The 18,241-nt window shown below is 61.2% G+C and carries 17 protein-coding genes; 3 read left to right on the top strand and 14 right to left on the bottom strand.

What is annotated here, in order from left to right:
* The first annotated feature begins 309 nt into the window (after positions 1 to 309).
* Positions 310 to 972: an invasion associated locus B family protein gene (locus THALAR_RS04955; RefSeq protein ID WP_021100398.1), complete on the top strand. Its 663-nt coding sequence runs from the start codon at positions 310 to 312 to the stop codon at positions 970 to 972.
* Between the two features lie 58 nt (positions 973 to 1,030).
* Here the strand turns inward: THALAR_RS04955 and THALAR_RS04960 are convergent, their stop codons facing one another.
* The 13 genes from THALAR_RS04960 to frr all read right to left on the bottom strand — a co-directional run bounded on the left by THALAR_RS04960 (position 1,031) and on the right by frr (position 15,548).
* Positions 1,031 to 1,303 carry a hypothetical protein gene (locus tag THALAR_RS04960; protein WP_021100399.1) on the bottom strand — a complete coding sequence of 91 codons (273 nt, stop codon included), beginning with the start codon at positions 1,301 to 1,303 and terminating at the stop codon, positions 1,031 to 1,033.
* A 45-nt stretch (positions 1,304 to 1,348) separates the two neighbouring features.
* Positions 1,349 to 4,123, bottom strand: a complete 2,775-nt coding sequence (locus THALAR_RS04965) for a [protein-PII] uridylyltransferase family protein (protein WP_021100400.1) — start codon at positions 4,121 to 4,123, stop codon at positions 1,349 to 1,351.
* 48 nt (positions 4,124 to 4,171) lie between these two features.
* The gene (lpxB, locus tag THALAR_RS04970; protein ID WP_021100401.1) at positions 4,172 to 5,359 is read right to left on the bottom strand and encodes a lipid-A-disaccharide synthase; all 1,188 of its coding nucleotides are present in this window, start codon (positions 5,357 to 5,359) and stop codon (positions 4,172 to 4,174) included.
* Positions 5,356 to 6,219 (bottom strand): LpxI family protein, encoded by an 864-nt coding sequence (locus THALAR_RS04975; RefSeq protein ID WP_021100402.1) that lies wholly within the window; start codon positions 6,217 to 6,219, stop codon positions 5,356 to 5,358. Before THALAR_RS04975 ends, lpxB begins: the two co-directional genes overlap by 4 nt.
* A complete protein-coding gene (gene lpxA / locus THALAR_RS04980) occupies positions 6,219 to 7,004 on the bottom strand; it encodes an acyl-ACP--UDP-N-acetylglucosamine O-acyltransferase (RefSeq protein ID WP_021100403.1) in 786 nt (261 codons plus the stop codon). The genes THALAR_RS04975 and lpxA overlap by 1 nt, the downstream gene beginning before the upstream one ends.
* Positions 7,001 to 7,456: a 3-hydroxyacyl-ACP dehydratase FabZ gene (gene fabZ / locus THALAR_RS04985; protein WP_021100404.1), complete on the bottom strand. Its 456-nt coding sequence runs from the start codon at positions 7,454 to 7,456 to the stop codon at positions 7,001 to 7,003. The genes lpxA and fabZ overlap by 4 nt, the downstream gene beginning before the upstream one ends.
* 65 nt (positions 7,457 to 7,521) lie before the next feature.
* Entirely contained in the window at positions 7,522 to 8,136 is a 615-nt protein-coding gene (locus tag THALAR_RS04990) for an OmpH family outer membrane protein (RefSeq protein ID WP_083483390.1), read from the bottom strand.
* Between the two features lie 2 nt (positions 8,137 to 8,138).
* Positions 8,139 to 10,376, bottom strand: coding sequence for an outer membrane protein assembly factor BamA (bamA, locus tag THALAR_RS04995; protein ID WP_245622347.1), 2,238 nt, complete (start codon positions 10,374 to 10,376; stop codon positions 8,139 to 8,141).
* A 433-nt stretch (positions 10,377 to 10,809) separates the two neighbouring features.
* On the bottom strand, positions 10,810 to 12,144 hold the full coding sequence (gene rseP, locus THALAR_RS05000; RefSeq protein ID WP_021100407.1) for an RIP metalloprotease RseP: 1,335 nt from the start codon (positions 12,142 to 12,144) through the stop codon (positions 10,810 to 10,812).
* Between the two features lie 32 nt (positions 12,145 to 12,176).
* Positions 12,177 to 13,340: a 1-deoxy-D-xylulose-5-phosphate reductoisomerase gene (dxr, locus tag THALAR_RS05005; RefSeq protein ID WP_021100408.1), complete on the bottom strand. Its 1,164-nt coding sequence runs from the start codon at positions 13,338 to 13,340 to the stop codon at positions 12,177 to 12,179.
* Positions 13,340 to 14,131 carry a phosphatidate cytidylyltransferase gene (locus THALAR_RS05010; protein WP_021100409.1) on the bottom strand — a complete coding sequence of 264 codons (792 nt, stop codon included), beginning with the start codon at positions 14,129 to 14,131 and terminating at the stop codon, positions 13,340 to 13,342. Before THALAR_RS05010 ends, dxr begins: the two co-directional genes overlap by 1 nt.
* A 33-nt stretch (positions 14,132 to 14,164) precedes the next feature.
* On the bottom strand, positions 14,165 to 14,890 hold the full coding sequence (uppS, locus tag THALAR_RS05015; RefSeq protein WP_021100410.1) for a polyprenyl diphosphate synthase: 726 nt from the start codon (positions 14,888 to 14,890) through the stop codon (positions 14,165 to 14,167).
* Between the two features lie 94 nt (positions 14,891 to 14,984).
* Positions 14,985 to 15,548: a ribosome recycling factor gene (gene frr / locus THALAR_RS05020; RefSeq protein WP_040817727.1), complete on the bottom strand. Its 564-nt coding sequence runs from the start codon at positions 15,546 to 15,548 to the stop codon at positions 14,985 to 14,987.
* 259 nt (positions 15,549 to 15,807) lie between these two features.
* Here frr and THALAR_RS05025 point away from each other — a divergent pair, with 259 nt between their 5' ends.
* The gene (locus tag THALAR_RS05025; protein WP_021100412.1) at positions 15,808 to 16,464 is read left to right on the top strand and encodes a hypothetical protein; all 657 of its coding nucleotides are present in this window, start codon (positions 15,808 to 15,810) and stop codon (positions 16,462 to 16,464) included.
* Positions 16,465 to 16,477: 13 nt separating this feature from the next.
* On the opposite strand, the gene pyrH is transcribed toward THALAR_RS05025, so the two are convergent.
* Positions 16,478 to 17,203 carry a UMP kinase gene (gene pyrH / locus THALAR_RS05030; protein ID WP_021100413.1) on the bottom strand — a complete coding sequence of 242 codons (726 nt, stop codon included), beginning with the start codon at positions 17,201 to 17,203 and terminating at the stop codon, positions 16,478 to 16,480.
* A 135-nt stretch (positions 17,204 to 17,338) separates the two neighbouring features.
* On the opposite strand from pyrH, the gene miaA reads away from it, so the two are divergent.
* Positions 17,339 to 18,217, top strand: a complete 879-nt coding sequence (gene miaA / locus THALAR_RS05035) for a tRNA (adenosine(37)-N6)-dimethylallyltransferase MiaA (RefSeq protein ID WP_021100414.1) — start codon at positions 17,339 to 17,341, stop codon at positions 18,215 to 18,217.
* Positions 18,218 to 18,241 lie beyond the last annotated feature (24 nt).

Raw genomic sequence — 18,241 nt, forward strand, 5'->3', positions numbered from 1 at the left:
CTGTCGACTTGGCCGTGTCTTCGTGACACGGCCTTTTTTCTGCGCAGTGAGGCCAAAAATGTGAACATTTTGTCGCAGCTTTCTTGTTGACGGCCCCAAAATCGCCGCTTAGTCTTCGCGTAATAAGTCGGCCTAGTCCGACGGGGAGAGAACATTCGGAAAAAGGGCCTGCTTGCGGGCCCTTTTTTCATTTGTTACGTCCCTAAGCGGAATTCGCCCCACGCTCGCCGTGCAATGTGATTTCCGGCCTGACACCGGCCACCGTGCGTGTTAAACGGCAGACAACATCAAAAAGAGCAACAGGACCCCATGTCTGAGTATATCAAAACCGTGATGATCAGCGCCGCAGTCAGCGCGTTCATAGCCACCGGCGCTGTCGCACAAACCGCGACCGAAACCACCACCGAAGCGCCCGCCGCCGAGGCTGAGGCCGAGACACCCACCGAAGAGGCACCGGCATCCGAGCCCACACGCGACGATGGTCTGAGCACCGGCGAAGAAGTCATCGAAGTGGGCAAAACCTACCGCGTGTCGGAACATGGCGACTGGGAGTTGCGCTGCATCAAGGCGCCCGAAGGCACCAAAGACCCCTGCCAGCTGTACCAGCTGCTCGAAGACCAGCAGGGCAACTCGGTGGCTGAGATCAACATGTTCAACCTGCCGGGTGACGACAATCTGGCCGCAGGTGCTACCATCGTGACCCCGCTTGAAACTTTGCTGACGCAAAACGTGTTGCTGTCGGTCGATGGCGGCAAGGCGAAGGTCTACCCCTTCACCTTCTGCACCGCGATCGGCTGCTTCTCCCGCGTGGGCTTCACCGCTGGTGATGTCGCTGCCTTCAAGGCTGGCAACGCTGCCAAGATCGTGGTTGTTCCGGCGCAGGCCCCTGACCAGAAGGTCGAGTTGACGATGTCCCTCAGCGGCTTCACCGCAGGCTTCGACGCTGTCACTAAAGCGACCGCTGGCGAGTAAGCACCGCCTTCGACAAACAAGACCGCGCCGCTGTCCTCACCGCAGGACGGCGGCGTTTCTATTTGGCCTTCAGTCTGGCGCTTCGTCCGCCACGACGCGTAGCAGTTGGCACTTCCGCCAATCCCTCTCGCAGAACTGCTCGCATAGGGTGGTCGACGTCAGAGTCCGCGTAGCTGTCCAGCAGATGCTCAATGGCCGCGCGCTGGTCCTGCCCGTCCGGCAAATTCAGCGCCCAGTCCAGAAAGATCGAGCGGCACTCGCCCGACGTGATCCCGTCAATACGAAAGGCCTCGCGCATCAGGCCTTTTCGGTCGATCAATTGCAAATCCATCGGACGCTCCATTCCAAGGTTGAGTGATATCTAGCGCAGTTCACGTCAGCCCAGTACCTGTTCCACGACGTCGGCCGCTTGATTGCGACACTGCGCGATCCGACCTTCCAGCGCCTCGACGGTGTCGCAATCGCAGTCGCGCAGTAAGATCGCGAGACTTCCTGCGCCCATTTTCTCCGGCTCAAGGGCCTTATCCGTCAAAAGGCGCGAGGCCATTTGAACCCGTGTAAACAGTTTGTGGCTCTCTGACAGAACGTTGAGCTGCGCATCCGTCAGCAAACCGGCTTTCACGGCATGTTCGAGCTGCTCTGCGGTCTGGCGTTCGGTGCCACCCGCAATCAGGCTTAGCGCTTGACCGGTCAACTCGATATCCTGCCGTCCCCCCGCGCCGGACTTCACATCCCAAGGACCGGGGGGACCGGACGCGTCTGCCAGCCGCACGCGCATCTCCTGCGTTTGCGTTTTGATCTTGGTCACGTCAGGCGTGCCTTCCAGAACCGTCCGCCTGACCTGCTCTACATCGTCGCGCAAGGACGCATCCCCCGCGATGCTGCGGGCACGGGTCAGCGCCAGATGCTCCCACACCCACGCGTCGTTCATCTGGTAGGTCCGGAACGCCTCCAGCGACGTGGCAACCGGACCCGCCTGCCCCGACGGTCGAAGCCGCAAGTCGACCTCGTAAAGCCGCCCCTCCGCCATCTGAGCGGTCAGCGCCGTGACAAAGGCTTGCGTCAGACGCGCGAAATACGTGCGGGTATCCAACGGGCGGCGGCCGTCAGAGCCTTCAACCCCTTGGGCGTCGTAGATGACAATCAGGTCCAGATCAGACTGCGCACTCAACGCCCCGGCCCCTGCCGAGCCCATCGCCAGCACGATCGCGCCACGACCGGGCGCGGCACCGTGCTTGCGTGCAAACTCCGCTTTGACCACAGGCAACAAAGCCGTCAGCGTCGCATCCGCAAGGTCGGCATATTGTGCGCTGGCATCTTCGGGGCTGAGCAAGCCTTGCAGATGATGCACGCCGACGCGGAAATGCCATTCCTTCTGCCACCGGCGCGCCGCATCCAACCGGCTCTCGTAGTCGTCAACGGCGTCCATTTTCTCGGTCAGGAATTCGGTCAGCCCTGCGACCTTCGGCCATGGTTTGAAGAAGTCCCCCCCGATCACGGCATCCAACACATCCGCGTTGCGCGACAAGTATGTCGCCAAGGCGGGTGACGTGGCGCAGATATCGACGATCAGTTTCGTCAGTTGCGGATTGGCGTCAAATAGCGAGAACACCTGAACACCCGCAGGCAACCCCGACAGGAAGCGTTCAAACTCGGCCATGGCTTCAGGCGGGCGGGTCGCCTGCGCCATCTGCCGCAAGATCGCGGGAAAGACCCGTTTGAACAAGGCTACCGACCGCTCCGAGCGCAAGGCAGGCAGGCTGCGCCATTGCTCCAGATAGGTGCTTGCGGATGCCAGCCCTTCCGTCTCCGGCGCCTCCTCGGTCTCGTCCGGCGCGAAGAAGCTGTCGGTGATCGCCGCCACTTCCTCCAGCCGCGCCAACAGTCCGGCGCGAAATTTACCCGTGTCTTCCTCCCCCATGAAGCGGGCAAGGCGCTGAAATCCTTCATCGGTCTTCGGCAACTCGTGCGTCTGGGCGTCACCGATCATCTGCAAGCGATGCTCCACCTCGCGGTGTGCCACGTAATTCGCCTGCAACCGCTCGGAGGCTTCCTTGGGCACCCACCCGGCATCGACCAGACGGTCAAGCCCCTCCCGAGTGCCGCGCACCCGCAAGTCCGGGTCACGCCCACCCGCAATCAACTGCCGGGTCTGTGTGAAGAACTCTATCTCCCGAATGCCGCCCGCGCCCAGTTTTATGTTGTGGCCTTCGAGTTGCATCGCCCCGCCAAGCCCTTTGTGGCTGCGAATTTTCAGGCGCATGTCGTGGGCGTCCTCGATCGCGGCAAAGTCCAGATGCTTGCGCCAGATGAACGGGCTCAACCGGTCAAGAAACCTGTGACCCGCTGCCAGATCGCCCGCGCAGGGACGCGCCTTGATAAAAGCCGCCCGCTCCCATGTGCGGCCGACGCTCTCGTAATAGCGCTCGGCGGTTTCCATGGCGATGCACACGGGCGTCACGGCGGCATCAGGGCGCAGCCGCAAGTCAGAGCGGAACACATACCCGTCCGCCGTCACGTCCGACATCAGGGACATCAAGGCCCGTGTGATTTTCACGAAAGTTGTGCGCGCATCCAGATAGTCGTCCGCCGCGAAGCGGGTCTCGTCGAACAGGCAAATCATGTCGATATCGGAGGAGTAGTTCAGCTCATAGGCCCCGCCCTTCCCCATTGCCAAGACACACATGCCCGCCCCCTCTTCGGCATCCTCTTCGGTCTGCCCCGGCAACTTCCCTCGCGCGATCTGCGCCGCTGTCAGATGGGTCAGCCCGCGCTGCAAACAGCGGTCCGCAAGCTCCGTCAAAGTGCGGGTAACGTCTTCAAGCGGCCATACGCCCCCCAAATCCGCAACCGCCGCCAGTAGCGCAATGCGGCGCTTGGCTTGGCGAAAGACGGCCTTCAGATCACCATCCGTCTGCGTGATGTCGGCCCAGACTTCGTCGCGCAAGTCCTCCGCTTCGCAATCGGCTAGACGTGCGATCCAGTCTGCCTCCCGTGCCATCAGACCGGCCAGATAAGGGCTGCAACTTGCGGTGTTCTCCAGCAACTCATGCAAAGCCGCAGGCAACCCGTTAAAGGTCGCGTGCGCCTCGGCGCAGCGCTCGGGGTTATAGGGTAGCGGGTGTCGGGTGATGCGGTCTGCAAATGCCATATGCCGACGATGAAACCGCTAGCGCCCGCCGTCAACAGGTGCTTGCAGCTATACGCCGTTTGCCACAGGTCGTACGCCGGAAACCCGCGCGACGACCTTTGCGGCGCGAAGGCCCGGCGGCTCGTCGCCGCGCCCCAGCCGCTCCATGGTGATTTCCGCGGCCGCCGCTTGCGCGGACCGCTCTGGTCCGGGCTGCAAAACCAGATCAAGCGCCCGCGCGATGTCATCCGGCTTGCACGCCTCACCCAGAAATTCCGGCACTGTGCGGGTTTCCGAGACCAGGTTGACCAGCGTCACCGTGTCAATCTGCAACATTGAGCGGATCATGATCCTCGAAAACCAATTCATGTCGTAGGCAATCACCATCGGCACCGTGTTCGCGGCCAGTTCCAGCGACACCGTCCCCGACGCCGCCAGCGCAACATCTGCGACAGCAAAGGCCGCCCGCTTTTCGGCCAGCGCGATGTCGGGGTCCATGCCGCGCGGATCAAGCACGACAGGCTCGCCCGGCCAGCCTTTCACTTGCTGATGCACCATGGCGGCGACTGGGGCGGCTGCAGGAACGACCACGCGAATATCCGGCCGCTCCGCCGCGAGCTTGTGCAGGCTCTCACCAAACACCCCGATCAGCCGCGAGACTTCGCCCTTGCGCGATCCGGGCAAGGCCAGAACAACCGGCGCGTCCCCAAGCCCGTGCGCCATCCGAAACGCGCTGGCATCGTCGATATCGGCCAACGGCTCCGCCACCACGGGATGGCCAACGAAGTCGCAGGGAAGACCCGCCCGCTCCATATAGGGCGGCTCGAACGGCAATAGCGCCATGACGTGATCGACGATGCCGATCATCCGCTCGGTGCGTTTGGGTCGCCACGCCCAGACGGACGGCGCGACATAATGCACGGTCGGCACCTGAGAAATGGTGCGCAGCTTGCGCAGTACCCGCAGGCAGAAATCGGGGCTGTCGATCGTCACCACGACATCCGCGCCGGAGCCGATGATATCCTCCACCGTCTCGTCACGCCGCCGGAACAGGCCCCGCAATTTTGGCAGTACCTCGGCCAACCCCATGACCGACAACTCCTCCATCGGAAACAGCGAGACCATGCCCTGTGCTTCCATCAGCGGGCCGCCGACCCCTTGGAACTGCACGTCAGGGTCGATCTGCCTCAGACCTTCCATCAAGGCACCGCCAAGCTTGTCCCCCGACGGCTCGCCCGCGATGAGGTAGACTTTCATTCCCGCACCCAGACGAAGATGCCGTATTTCTCGGCCAGTTTCGCGCAAAGCGCCGATTGCAGCACGATAACGCGCCCGGCCTCGATGACGATACCGTCCAAGCCGACCTGAACCGCGCGGCGTATCGTGTCGGGACCGATGGCGGGCATGTCGATGCGCAACTCCTGACCCGGCTTGGCTGCCTTGACCAGCACGCCGCCCTTGGGCGCGATCTCTTTCGCGCGCGGACTCCTGCCAGGCCCAAGGATACCGCTGCCCCAAGGCAGCGCCACGCGTTCCTGCAACAGGCTTTGCATCATAAAATCCGTGCCGGGCTGTGCTTCAATCACCAGCGGTTGACGTTTGTGAACAATGCAGGCCTGCCCTACATCCGCCACCGCCATGGCGGCGATGATCTCGACACCCCGATCTGCGTCGCCTGCGTGCTCGTCGCTGGGCCGGACCGCGCCAAGATATCCCGCTGGCGGCAGAATGTCCGGTCGCACTTCATGGGCGCCAATTGCTCGTATGCCCGCCTCCTCAAAAAAGCCGAGCACCAGCCGCAGTGCGGCATCGTCGCCGACCTGTAAGGCCTGCATCATGCGCGGCACCAGCGGCATGGTCGCCGCGTCGATCTTTGCGGGGTCCAGCGGCGGGCGGTCGACTCGGCCCGCAAAGCAGATCCGGTCCACGCCCTTTTCCTTAAGCCACGCGATGAAACTGCCAAGCGTTTCGATCCGGAACTTCTTGACGGGCCGGTCGCCCCGCGCGTCCGATCCCTGCCACTCCATCTGACACAGCTGATAGGGCGTTTCCGTCTCGTACAGATGCTCCATCAGGAGTTCCGGCAGTTCACCCTCGCCAACAACCAGCGCCAGCATCAGCGTGGGGTCAGATACGACCGGCCGCTGTCGCCCAGAATGAAGTCGACAACCTCGCGCACATAGTCGCTGTCGGTCTCTTCTGACAGACGCCGAGCGCGGTCCTGAAATGCCCCGTCGCCCTGTCGCAGCATCTGGTAGGCGGCCCTCAGTGCGGTGATGTCGGATCGTGCAACGCCCGCACGTTTCAGCCCGACATAGTTCAACCCGTCCAATTCGCCGCGAGGAGCCTGCACCAGCCCGTAGGGAATCACGTCATTGGTCACCATGGTGACCGCACCGATGATGGCCCCGCGACCGATCCGCACAAACTGATGAATGCCCGCAAGCCCGCCGATGATGACCTTGTCGTCGATGATGCAATGCCCCGCCAACGCGGCCTGATTGGCCATGATGACGCCATTGCCGACGATGGCGTCGTGGCCCACATGCGCGCCGGTCATGAACAGGCAGTCGTCGCCCACCTTGGTCAAGCCGCCACCGCCAGAGGTGCCGGTGTTCATCGTCACGCCTTCGCGGATGCGGTTGCGTGCGCCGACCTCAAGGCGGGTCTCCTCGCCGTCAAATTTCAGATCCTGCGGTATTTCGCCAATCACCGCGAAAGGAAACACGACCGTGTCCTCGCCAATCGAGGTCTTGCCTGTCACCACCACATGGCTTTTCAGCACAACCCCTTTCGCAAGCGACACCTCGGCGCCTACGGTGCAGAACGGCCCGACGGTCACCCCGTCGGCGATCTGCGCGCCCTCTTCCACAATCGCGGTTGGATGGATGGCAGCACTCACTTTGGCAGGTCCATCATCGCGGTGAATTCGGCTTCCGCTGCCATTTCGCCATCGACGCTGGCGGAGCCTTTGAACTTCCAGACCTTCGCCCCGGCCTTGCCCCGCGTCACCTGCACATCCAGATGCAGCACATCGCCCGGCACGACCTTGCGACGGAATTTGCACCCGTCGATGGCCATGAAATAGACCAGCAGATCCTTGTCAGCCATATCCATGGTCACGCCCACCATAACGGCCGCGGTCTGCGCCATGGCTTCGATAATAGTCACCCCGGGCATAATCGGCGCGCCGGGAAAGTGGCCCTGGAAATGCGGCTCGTTAAACGTGACATTCTTGATACCGCGCGCACTTTCACCAGCCTTGATGTCGACCACCTTGTCGATCAGCAGAAACGGGTAACGGTGGGGAATGATCCGCTGGATCAGGTCGATATCGGCGGTTGTCTGCGTCATAGAGGTATCCTTTGGCCTTGGCTCTTTTTTGGGTAGCACTCGCCCCCTTGCGACACAAGTTCGCGTCATTCGTCGGTGGTAGGTTCCGGCTCCGCCGTGTTGCTATCCTGCTCAGGACGCTGAACCGGCAGTTGACCGGGAGCCTCCGGCAATGGTGACGCACCGATCGCCGCGTCTATACGCGCGATGGCCGCGTCGGTGATGTCGATCTGACGCACCGAAAAGATCACCGCCGTGTTGTTGAGAATGGCAATCGCGCCGGTTTCTTCGACCAGTTCCAGCAGGATCGGAAACGCCGCTTCAAAAAACCGCGCCCGCTCCACGTCGGCCTGACGTCTGATATTGTCGGCCTTGGCCGCCTGCGCACCGCGTATGCCGGTCACCCGTTCGTCAAAATCAGCCGCCAACTTCTGGAACTCTTCAGGCTCCATAGTTGCGCGTTCCTCAGTCAGGCGACGCTCTTCTTCCTCAAGCGCGGTCTCGATCTTCCGGTTTTCCTGCGACAGTTCGCTGGACTGCTTTTGCAGATCCTCTTGGACACGCTTCCCGAAGGCGGACCCCGCATACATGCGGTCCTGATCCAAGGTCAGGATAGGGCTGGGCTGGATGCCTTGCGCGATAACAGGGCTGGCAAGGGCCAAAGCCCCTGCCAGTGCCCCGGCTGCACATCTTGATATCATGCTCAGAACTTCGTGGAGACGGTCAGGTCGAACGTGCGCTCGCGGTCATAGTCTTCCTTGACCAGAGCCTTGGAGAAGTTGAAGCGCAACGGCCCGATCTGCGTGTCCCACAGGACCGAGAAGCCGATGACAGAGCGAAGGTTCAGGCTGTCATCCACGATCGTGCCGCCCGCGCCGTTCACATCGTCCAAGCCCCAGACAGAACCCACGTCAAAGAAGACGCCGCCGCGAATGCCGTATTCCTCCGGCAAGCCCAACGGGAAGTCTGCTTCCAGCCGTGCGACGGCGAAGAAGTTACCGCCCAAGGCGTCCTGATTGGTGCTGGCCAGATCGCGTGGCCCCATGCCCGCGCCATCAAAGCCGCGCAATTTGTTCGAGTTCAGGAAGAACCGCTCGGTGATGCGGCTGTTGCCTTCCAATCGGGTATTCGCACCGAACTCAAGCTGCGCGCGCAGCGTAACTTCCTCTCGGGCAACCTTGGTTTCCGCAGACACAAGACCGGTGGTCTGGATGAATTGCAACCCACCGCCGATACCTGCAAACTGCTGCCCGAAGCGCAGCAAAACACCACCATTCGGGTTCAGACCCGTGCGGCGTGTGTCATAGGAGTAGAGGTAGCCGAGTGCCGAGGTATAGGCCCCCCCCTCGTCGCGCTGGATGATAGGCGAAACGGTAGGATCGACGTTCTTGATCGAATCTTTCGAGATCCGATAGTTCAGACGAAGCCGGCCGTTTTCGGAGACGGGGAATTCAACGCTCGGCTCGAAGCCCACAGCTTGCGTGTCGTAATCCGCGTACTGGCTGTCTGTCGTGCGGTAGTAGGTGTTAACACCCAAGGACAAATCGCGCCCGAGGAAAGCAGGCTCGATGAAGCCGATTGACGTGTTCTGGTTGTCCGATCCGGTATCGAAGGAGAAGGACAAAGTCTGCCCGCGTCCCAGAAAGTTTCGCTCGATGAAATTGACGCTGAAGGTCGCGCCCGTATCCGCACCGTAGCTGACACCAAACCCAAGCGAGCCGGTGGTCGTTTCCTCGACGTCGACATCGACCACGACTTGCTCGGGGCCACTGCCCTGGCGGGTGTTCACATCCGCCGTGGAGAAGTAGCCAAGCGCACGGATGCGTTCGGCGGCGTCACGGATTTCGCGCGGGTTGAACGGGTCGCCCTCGACGGTCTTGAACTGACGGCGCACGACGCGGTCAAGCGTGGTGGCGTTGCCTTCGATGTCGATGCGCTCCACGAACACACGCGGTCCGCGGATGATGGCGAATTCCACATCCAGCGTCACGGCAGCATCATTGCGGGTGATACGCGGCTCGACCCGGATGAAGTTCAGCCCCTTTTGCAGCGCCAGACGCTCCATGCGGGTGATGGTGTTCTCGATCTTGGCGGGCGAGTAGACCTGCCCCGGCTTCAACCGGGCAACGCGCTGGTATTCAGCAGCGTCGATTTCCGGCAGGTCGGAGGTCGTCGTGACCTGTCCCACCTTGAATTGCTGACCTTCGCGAACTTTGAAGCTGATGAAGTAGCCATCGCGTTCGCGGGTCAGCTCGGGCGTGGACGACAGCACCTGAAAGTCCACATAGCCGCGCGATAGATAGAAGTCGCGCAGCAACTGGCGGTCAAACGCAACGCGGTCGCCGACAAACGTGTCCGACTGGATGATCGAACGCAGAAGTCCCGCCTGCTTGGACTCGATCACGCGGCGCAGCCGTCTGTCCGAATATGCACGGTTGCCGATGAAGCTGATCCGCTCCACCTCGACCACGTCGCCTTCGGAGATTTCAAAGACCAGATCCACACGGTTGTTGGAGCGCGGAATAATCCGCGGCGTCACCGTCGCGGCGATCCGTCCGGCTTGGTTGTAGCCTTCAGCCAGCAAGGCCGCGTCGGCCTCGGCAGTGGCAGGGCTGTAGACACGGCGCGATTTGGAGTTCAGCAACGGCAGCAGATCGGCGTCTTTCAGACGCTTGTTGCCTTCGATATTCACGCGGTTGATCGTCGGGTATTCCTTGACGGTCACAACAAGGCGGTTGCCAACCGGGACCACATCGACAGTCTCGAACAGCCCGGAGCGTTGCAGCCGTTGCACGGCGTCATTCAGTTGCGCGGCTGACGCGCTCTGCCCGCGCTCAAGGCGCAGATAGCTGAGAATCGTCGCATCCTCGATCCGCTGATTGCCCTCGATCTCGACCGATGAGATCGGGAAAGTCTGGGCATATGCCGGTGCGACGGTCATCACACCGCCTACGGCCGCAATGGCAAGACCGGACAAGGCCGCCCTAACACACTGAATCTGAATGAATTGACGTGCGTGCTGCGTCGCTGATGCGATCTTCATGTGCTCGGGTCCCGCTCTGACACTCTATATTGTGTGTTCGGTCTATCCCGTGTTCACACACTTGTCAAAACGAAGCCCAAGAAAAGACGCCTAAAAATAAGCAGCCTTCAGCCAGTCACTGTTACAGATGTAATATCAGCCTAGAGGCCTGCCAACAGCCCTGCCGTAGTAAGCGCCGCGACAATTGCCACGGGCCACAACAAACGGTCCCAATTGATGCTAAGCAGAAGGCTCAAGCCCCGGTAGCTGCTCTGAATATGTTGCATTGGTCCATTCCCTAACAGAAGACTAACCAATTATCGCGCTCAATTAAGGCGCAATTGGGGCAACATCACGAACAAAAGAAGTCATTGGACAGGGCAAAAACCATCAGCGACAGCAGTAAAAACAGGCCTGTCATCATCATGGCGTTCAAGGCTTTATCGCTGGGCGGACGCCCCACGACCGCCTCGTAGGCGTAGAAGACCAGGTGGCCGCCATCCAGCACCGGAATCGGAAACAGGTTCAGCAAACCCACCGCCGTGGACAGCACCGCAATGAACCAGATGAACTCCGCCACGCCTTGCGATGCCATGTCGCCGGATGTCTGAGCGATCCCGATGGGCCCTTGAATGTTGCATGAGCTGATCGCGCCGGTCACCATATGCCACATGCCCGACAGGCTGGATTGGGCGATGAACCATGTTTGCTGGATGCCGCCCCAGAACGCATCCCCTGCCCCCAATGTGATGCGCGGCGGCTCGAAGAAGGCACCGCCGGAAAAGCCAATCAGCCAGCGGCTCTCGAATCCGTCCGCCGTCGGCAGATCACGCTGGCGCGGCGTCAGTGTCTTTTCCAGCACCTCGCCATTGCGCCAGACCAGCAGCTCCATCGGGTTGTCCTGACCCTCAGCCGCCGCCGCCTGCACTTCGCTGAGCGCATAGACCGGCGTGCCATTGACGGACTGGATCACGTCGCCCACTTCAAGCCCGCCATCCATTGCTGCCGATTTCGGCTGCAACTGGTCGATCACCGGCGGGAACGGAAACACGCTGTCAAAGCTGGTGACCTGCCCGTCGCGCTCGACCTCATAGGTCACGGTCGGGGACGGCTCGGCATCGCGCGCGGCGGTGTAAAAATCCTCCAGCGACGCGATCTCCGCATCGCCCACTTTCAGCAGCCGGTCCCCCGGCTCGAACATGTCCACCGGACCGGGCAGCGGTTTCAGCTTGCCGATCACCGCGTCGTCGGTCGTCGTCCCGGAAAACAGGAAAATCCCTGCAAAAACAAAGATCGACAGGATGAAGTTAAACACCGGTCCTGCGGCAACGGTCGCCGCACGTCGCCAAAGGTCCGCGCCATGCATCGTGCGTTTCCGCTCTGCATCCGACAGCGAGGAGATCGCCTCCCCGTCCTTGCCAGACGCCGCGTCGGAATCGCCCAGAAACTTGACGTAGCCGCCGAAAGGAAGCGCCGCGACCTGCCAGCGTGTGCCGCGCTTGTCCACGCGAGAATACAGCACCGGCCCGAACCCGAGCGAGAACACCTCCGCATGGATGCCGCACCAGCGGCCGACGATGTAGTGGCCATATTCATGGATCGCCACGATGACGCTCAGCGCCACGATAAACGCCAGCACAGAGCCGAAAAAGCCACCGAACGAGGGAAGCATCCCCAAAATATCCATAAACCGCCCTTTCGCGTCTCTTGATCCGGCGTCTAACGCGCCAGCGCATCTTTCACAGCCTTGCGTGCCAAATGGTCTGTTTCCAGCACCTTATCAAGGGTGAGTATGTCGCAACTAAGGCCATTGTCCCGCTGCAAACGGTTCAAAACTTCGTCAACAACCCGCGCCATGCCAAGAAACCCAAGCTCTCCGGCGATGAACGCGTCCAGCGCCGCCTCTTTCGCGGCGTTGAACGCAGCCCCCGACAGCCCGCCGGTCTCCATCACATCCCGTGCGATGCGCAAGGCGGGATAGCGGGCCTCATCCGCGACCCGGAAATTGAGGCTGCCGATCTGCGCCAGATCAAGCCGCTCCACCGGCACATGCCCGCGGTCCGGCCAATGCAGCGCGTAGCCGATGGCGTGGCGCATGTCGGGCGGCCCAAGATGCGCCATCAACCCGCCATCGCGGAACCCCACCAGCGCGTGGATCAGGCTTTCGGGATGCACAACCGCTTCGATCATGTCAGGATGAACGCCAAAGAACTCTTTGGTTTCAATAAGCTCCATGGCTTTGTTAAACATCGACGCGCTGTCGATGGTGATCCGCTGCCCCATGTCCCAATTCGGATGGGCCGAGGCCTCGGCCAAGGTGGCATTCTCCAGCGCCTCAAGCGGCCAGTCACGAAACGCGCCGCCCGATGCGGTGATAATCACCCGCTCCACCGCTTGAATATCCTCGCCCACCAGCGCCTGAAACACCGCCGAGTGTTCGCTGTCCACCGGCAGGATCGTGGCCCCGTATTTCGCCGCCTCCGCCATCAAATGCGGCCCCGCGGTGACCAGCGACTCCTTGTTCGCCAGCGCAAGAGTCGTCCCATGGCGCAAGGCCCGCAGCCCCGGAACCAGACCGGCGGCCCCTACGATCGCGGACATGAACCAATCCGCCGGACGGTCCGCCGCGTCCGCCACGGCCTGCGCCCCCGCCGCGACTTCGACGCCGCTGCCCGCAAGTGCGGCTTTCAACTCGTCATACTTGTCATCAAACGCAGTCACCGCCAGATCAGCCCGCAGCGCGATCGCCTGCTCCGCCAGCCTTGCCACATTGCGCCCGCCAGTCAGGGCCACCACGTCGTAGCGCTCCGGCGCAGCGGCGATCAAATCAACCGTATTCTCCCCGATCGAGCCGGTGGAGCCGAAAATCGTAACCTTGCGCATCAGCCCAGAACCGGCGGGAAGTCCACGATTTGCTCGATCAGCAGCAAGAACACCGACGCGCCAAGCATCCCGTCAAACCGGTCGAACACACCCCCATGGCCGGGGATCAGGTTCGAGGAATCCTTGACCCCCATCTTGCGCTTCATCGCGCTCTCGGCAATGTCGCCCATCTGCGACGCCATTGAAATCGCTATGGAAATGCCAATAATCTCAAATCCCACGCCGGGGATGCTCATGAACATCGCCCCCACGATTGCCGCGGCAATCCAGCCCGCCACGGTGCCGGACCACGTCTTCTTGGGGCTGACGCGAGGCCAGAACTTAGGCCCGCCAAAGATGCGCCCCGCGAAATATCCCAGCACATCCGTCGCTATGACCACCAGTGTCAGCCACAGCATCCACTCGAAGCCGAAATCCCCCCGCAAGATCGCCAGCCCGTAGCAGGAAATGACGATCAACGCGGCGAAGACCATGTAGAGCGTGCGGTTCTGCTGCAAAAGCGCGATGCCCGCGATGGCGGGCAGCAGGATGAACGGCAGGCCGACACCGGTCGGCAACAGGCTCACCGCCAGAAACGACACCGCCGCGATTGCGGCCATGATCAACGCACGGTTCTGGTCGCCGCCAAGCATTTTGACCAGCTCCCAGATCAATGCCGCGCAAACCAGCGTCAGCAAGGCCATGAACCATATGCCGCCAGCCCAAACCGCGCCGATGCCGACCACGGCCATCGCCGCGCCGGAACTCATGCGGGCCGCAAGATCCGAGAACTTTTCAGATGGTGCGCTCATGTCGGCTCCCCATAGTTGCAGGCGAGCTGCCTATCAGGCCTTCACGGCGCCGAAACGGCGGTCGCGGTTGCCATAGCGTGCCACCACGGCCTCGAACACTTCAGGCGTGAAATCGGGCCAGTGGGTGTCGATAAATTCATATTCCGCATAGGCCGACTGCCACAGCAGGAAGTTGGAAATGCGTGCCTCGCCCGACGTGCGGATCACCAGATCAGGGTCCGGCAGCACGTAGGTGTCAAGGAACGAGGCCAGCACCTCTGAATTGACCTGCTCGGGCCGTAGGCGCTTTTCCGCAATCTCGACCGCCAGACGCTGCGTGGCGCGGGTCACTTCGTCCCGCGCGCCGTAGTTCAGCGCAATGGTCAGGTGCGTCGTGTCGTTATTCTCGGTCAGCTTTTCGAGATAGTCCATCAGCGCCTGAAGCTTCTTGTCCAGTTTTTCGCGGTCGCCGATAAAGCGCACGCGGGTGCCGAGCCGGTGCAGATAGTTCGCCTCCCGCTGGATATAGCGGCGGAACAGCGCCATCAGGCCGGACACCTCGGACTGGGTGCGTTTCCAGTTCTCGGTGGAAAAGGCAAATATTGTCAGATACTTGACGCCCAGCTTCGGGCATGTCTCCACAGCCTGACGCACGCGCTTGGCGCCCGCCTGGTGGCCGAACAACCGCGGACGGTTGCGCTGCGTGGCCCAACGTCCGTTGCCATCCATGATGATGGCCACATGCTTGGGCCCGTCAGGGTTGATGTCGACAATGCTCAATGTGTGACCTCGAATTATGTTCTTGGATACTCTTTACTGCAAAAGGCCGCCCCTGTCAGGCGGCCTTTTCAACCTTGGCGAAATGTGTGGCCTCTCAGACCTGCATGATCTCTTCTTGCTTGTTCTCCAGCGCCTGATCCACCAGCTTGATCTGCGCGTCGATCATGTTCTGCACCTCTGTCTCCCAGAATTTCTGGTCGTCTTCGGAGATGCCGTCGGCCTTGGCTTTCTTGATCTGGTCCATCGCGTCACGGCGGATGTTGCGGATGGCCACGCGGGCATGCTCCGCATACTGACCCGCCACCTTCGTCAACTCGCGGCGGCGTTCCTCGTTCAATTCCGGGATCGGCAGCATGATGATTGTGCCATTTAGTTGAGGATTGATCCCCAAGCCACTTTCCCGAATAGCTTTTTCCACTTTGCCGACCAGCCCTTTGTCCCACACGTTGATCGTCACCATGCGCGGCTCCGGCACGTTGACGGTGCCCACCTGGTTGATCGGTGTCATGGAGCCATAGGCATCCACCATCACAGGCTCCAGCATCGAGCCGGAAGCCCGCCCCGTGCGCAGAGAGCCGAATTCGGTCCGCAGGGAAGCCATGGCACCGTCCATGCGGCGTTGGATATCGTCGGTGTCGAGCATGAAGTCGTCAGACATGGTATGATCCGTGTACATTCGTTGAATTTGCGCCTTATCTAAAGCAACACGCGCAGCAAGGCCAGTTCACAATCAAGACGCTTCGCAATGTGCCCAAATGCGGAATTTTCTTGCAACAGCGAGTTCCACACGCTCAATTAACGTAGCGTAAGTTATTTGTTCACTACCCCGCAGGCGACGGCACTTTCGCCATTTTCGACGCGCCGCATTTTTATCAGGTTGCCTTGGTGTCCCTCCATTTCAATACAGAGGAGTTCCCATGAAAAAAGTTTGGAACCCAGCCACACGGAGTTACGATTTTCTTGCCGACGGCCTTACCGTCGATGGTGTGGAATACGACGAGCAAACCGCCATGGCCAAATGGAACGACCGCCAAGGCGCGTCCAAATGCCGAAAAGCTGTAGCACGCTCCATTATAAAGACGATGGTTCAGGACTGCGAAAATTTTGACAAACATCATCTATGGTTGGGTGAGATGGAAAACCGCATCCTGTCCCTCAACCACGATCTTATTGATCGTGTGAAGGGAAAGGGCAGCGGCGGCAAGCACACCATTTCTTTCAAAAACATACCCACCGCAAGACGTCCGGGCATTCTGGCTATCGTCAACGGAAATGGCGCCAATCACGACCGCAAAAAGCAGCACAACACCACGCCGGCTTTGCAGGTCAATGCCGTTCAGGGCCCGTTCAAGGAGTACCACCTGGTCGTCGCATCCGAAGACGGCCGCGCTACCACCGCAATGTGCCGCGGGGAAATGCTGATCTATTACTCAACCACCCATGCAGCGGCGACCTACAACTACCACCTCGTCACATTCCCCTGTACTCTTGATATCAATGGCACTTCGGTAACTCTCGAGGTTCCACTCAGCGGTGGAAGCAGGGACAACTTGCTGACGCTGCCCACGGCTTAGTGGTTGTTTAGCCTCAATCCTTGACGATTGTATAGGTCCCCTCGCCCGCAAGGATCCCCTTGAACCCGCCCGGCTCGTCCAGCGAGAATACGATGATCGGCAGGTCGTTGTCGCGGGCCAGCGCGATGGCGGAGGCGTCCATGACCCCGAGCCGCTTCTGCAGCACGTCGTCGAAGCTGACCTCGTCGTAGCGCACGGCATCGTCGAACTTGGCGGGGTCCTTGTCGTAGACACCGTCAACCTTGGTGCCCTTGAAGATCGCCTCGCAGGACATCTCGTTGGCGCGCAGCGTCGCGGCGGTGTCGGTGGTGAAATAGGGGTTGCCGGTGCCGGCCGCGAAAATGCAGACCCGCTTTTTCTCAAGGTGGCGCACCGCGCGGCGGCGTATATAGGGCTCCGCCACCTCGTTCATGGTGATCGCCGAAATGACCCGCGTGTGGATGCCCAACGCCTCCAGCGCACCCTGCATCGCCAGCGCGTTCATCACCGTGGCCAGCATTCCCATGTAATCCGCCGTGGTCCGCTCCATCCCCTGCGCCGAGCCTTGCAGCCCACGGAAGATGTTACCGCCGCCGATCACCATGCAGATCTCCACGCCCATTTCGTGGACCGACTGCACCTCCCGCGCGATACGCTCCACGGTCGGCGGATGCAAGCCAAAGCCCTGATCCCCCATCAGCGCCTCGCCGGAAATTTTCAACATGACACGCTTGTAGGTCGTCTTGGGTTCGTCGGTCATTTGGGGCAGCCTTTCTGCGGGGCGATTTGAGCAGTTGCAAATTGTCGGCAAAATGTCCGAAAACCGCACAGGTTTCAACGACCAAGCGTCCGCGCCCGCGAACCAGACACATATTAAACGGAATCCCCCCGCCCCATGACGCCCATTCTTGACCAGATCGACGCCACGCAGCCCGTTTTGATCGCAGGCCCGACCGCGTCGGGCAAGTCGGCGCTGGCGCTGCATATCGCGACCACGCAGGGCGGCACGATCGTCAATGCCGACGCCTTGCAGGTGTTCGACTGCTGGCGGGTGCTGTCGGCACGCCCCGATGACAGCGAACTGGCGCAGGCGCCCCATGCGCTCTACGGGCACATATCCTACCGCGACACCTACTCCACCGGCCACTGGCTTCGGGATGTGACCGCGCTGCTGGACAGCGGCATCCGCCCGATCATCGTCGGTGGCACCGGGCTGAACTTCATGGCACTCACGCAAGGGCTGGCCGATATCCCGCCGATCCCCGCGAATGTGCGCCAGAAGGCCGAAGCCCTGACCCGCGAGGACATGCTCGCCGCCCTCGACGCCGAGACCACCGCCCGCATCGACACGCTCAACCGCGCACGGGTGCAACGCGCGTGGGAGGTGCTGGAGACCACCGGCCGCTCCATCACCTCATGGCAGGCCGACACTCCGCCCCCGACGCTCCGCCGCGAGGATTGCGCCGCCTTCGTTCTCAACGCTCCCGTCCCTTGGCTAGATGACCGGATCACACGCCGGTTCGATCTGATGCTGCAACAGGGCGCTCTGGACGAGGTGCGGGCCTTGCAGCACGACTGGGACATCCAGCGCCCCTCCGCCAAGGCAATCGGCGGGCCTGAGCTTATGGCACATCTGACCGGCGAAATTTCGCTCGACGAGGCCCGCGAGCGCGCAATTATCGCTTCGCGCCAATATGCAAAGCGTCAACGGACATGGTTTCGCGCCCGCATGAAGGACTGGGCGCAAATTTCCGCCGATAATTTGGGCCTTTGACACAAAATTGCCGTAATTCGACAT

It is taken from the genome of Litoreibacter arenae DSM 19593 (assembly GCF_000442275.2).
Lineage (GTDB): Bacteria > Pseudomonadota > Alphaproteobacteria > Rhodobacterales > Rhodobacteraceae > Litoreibacter > Litoreibacter arenae.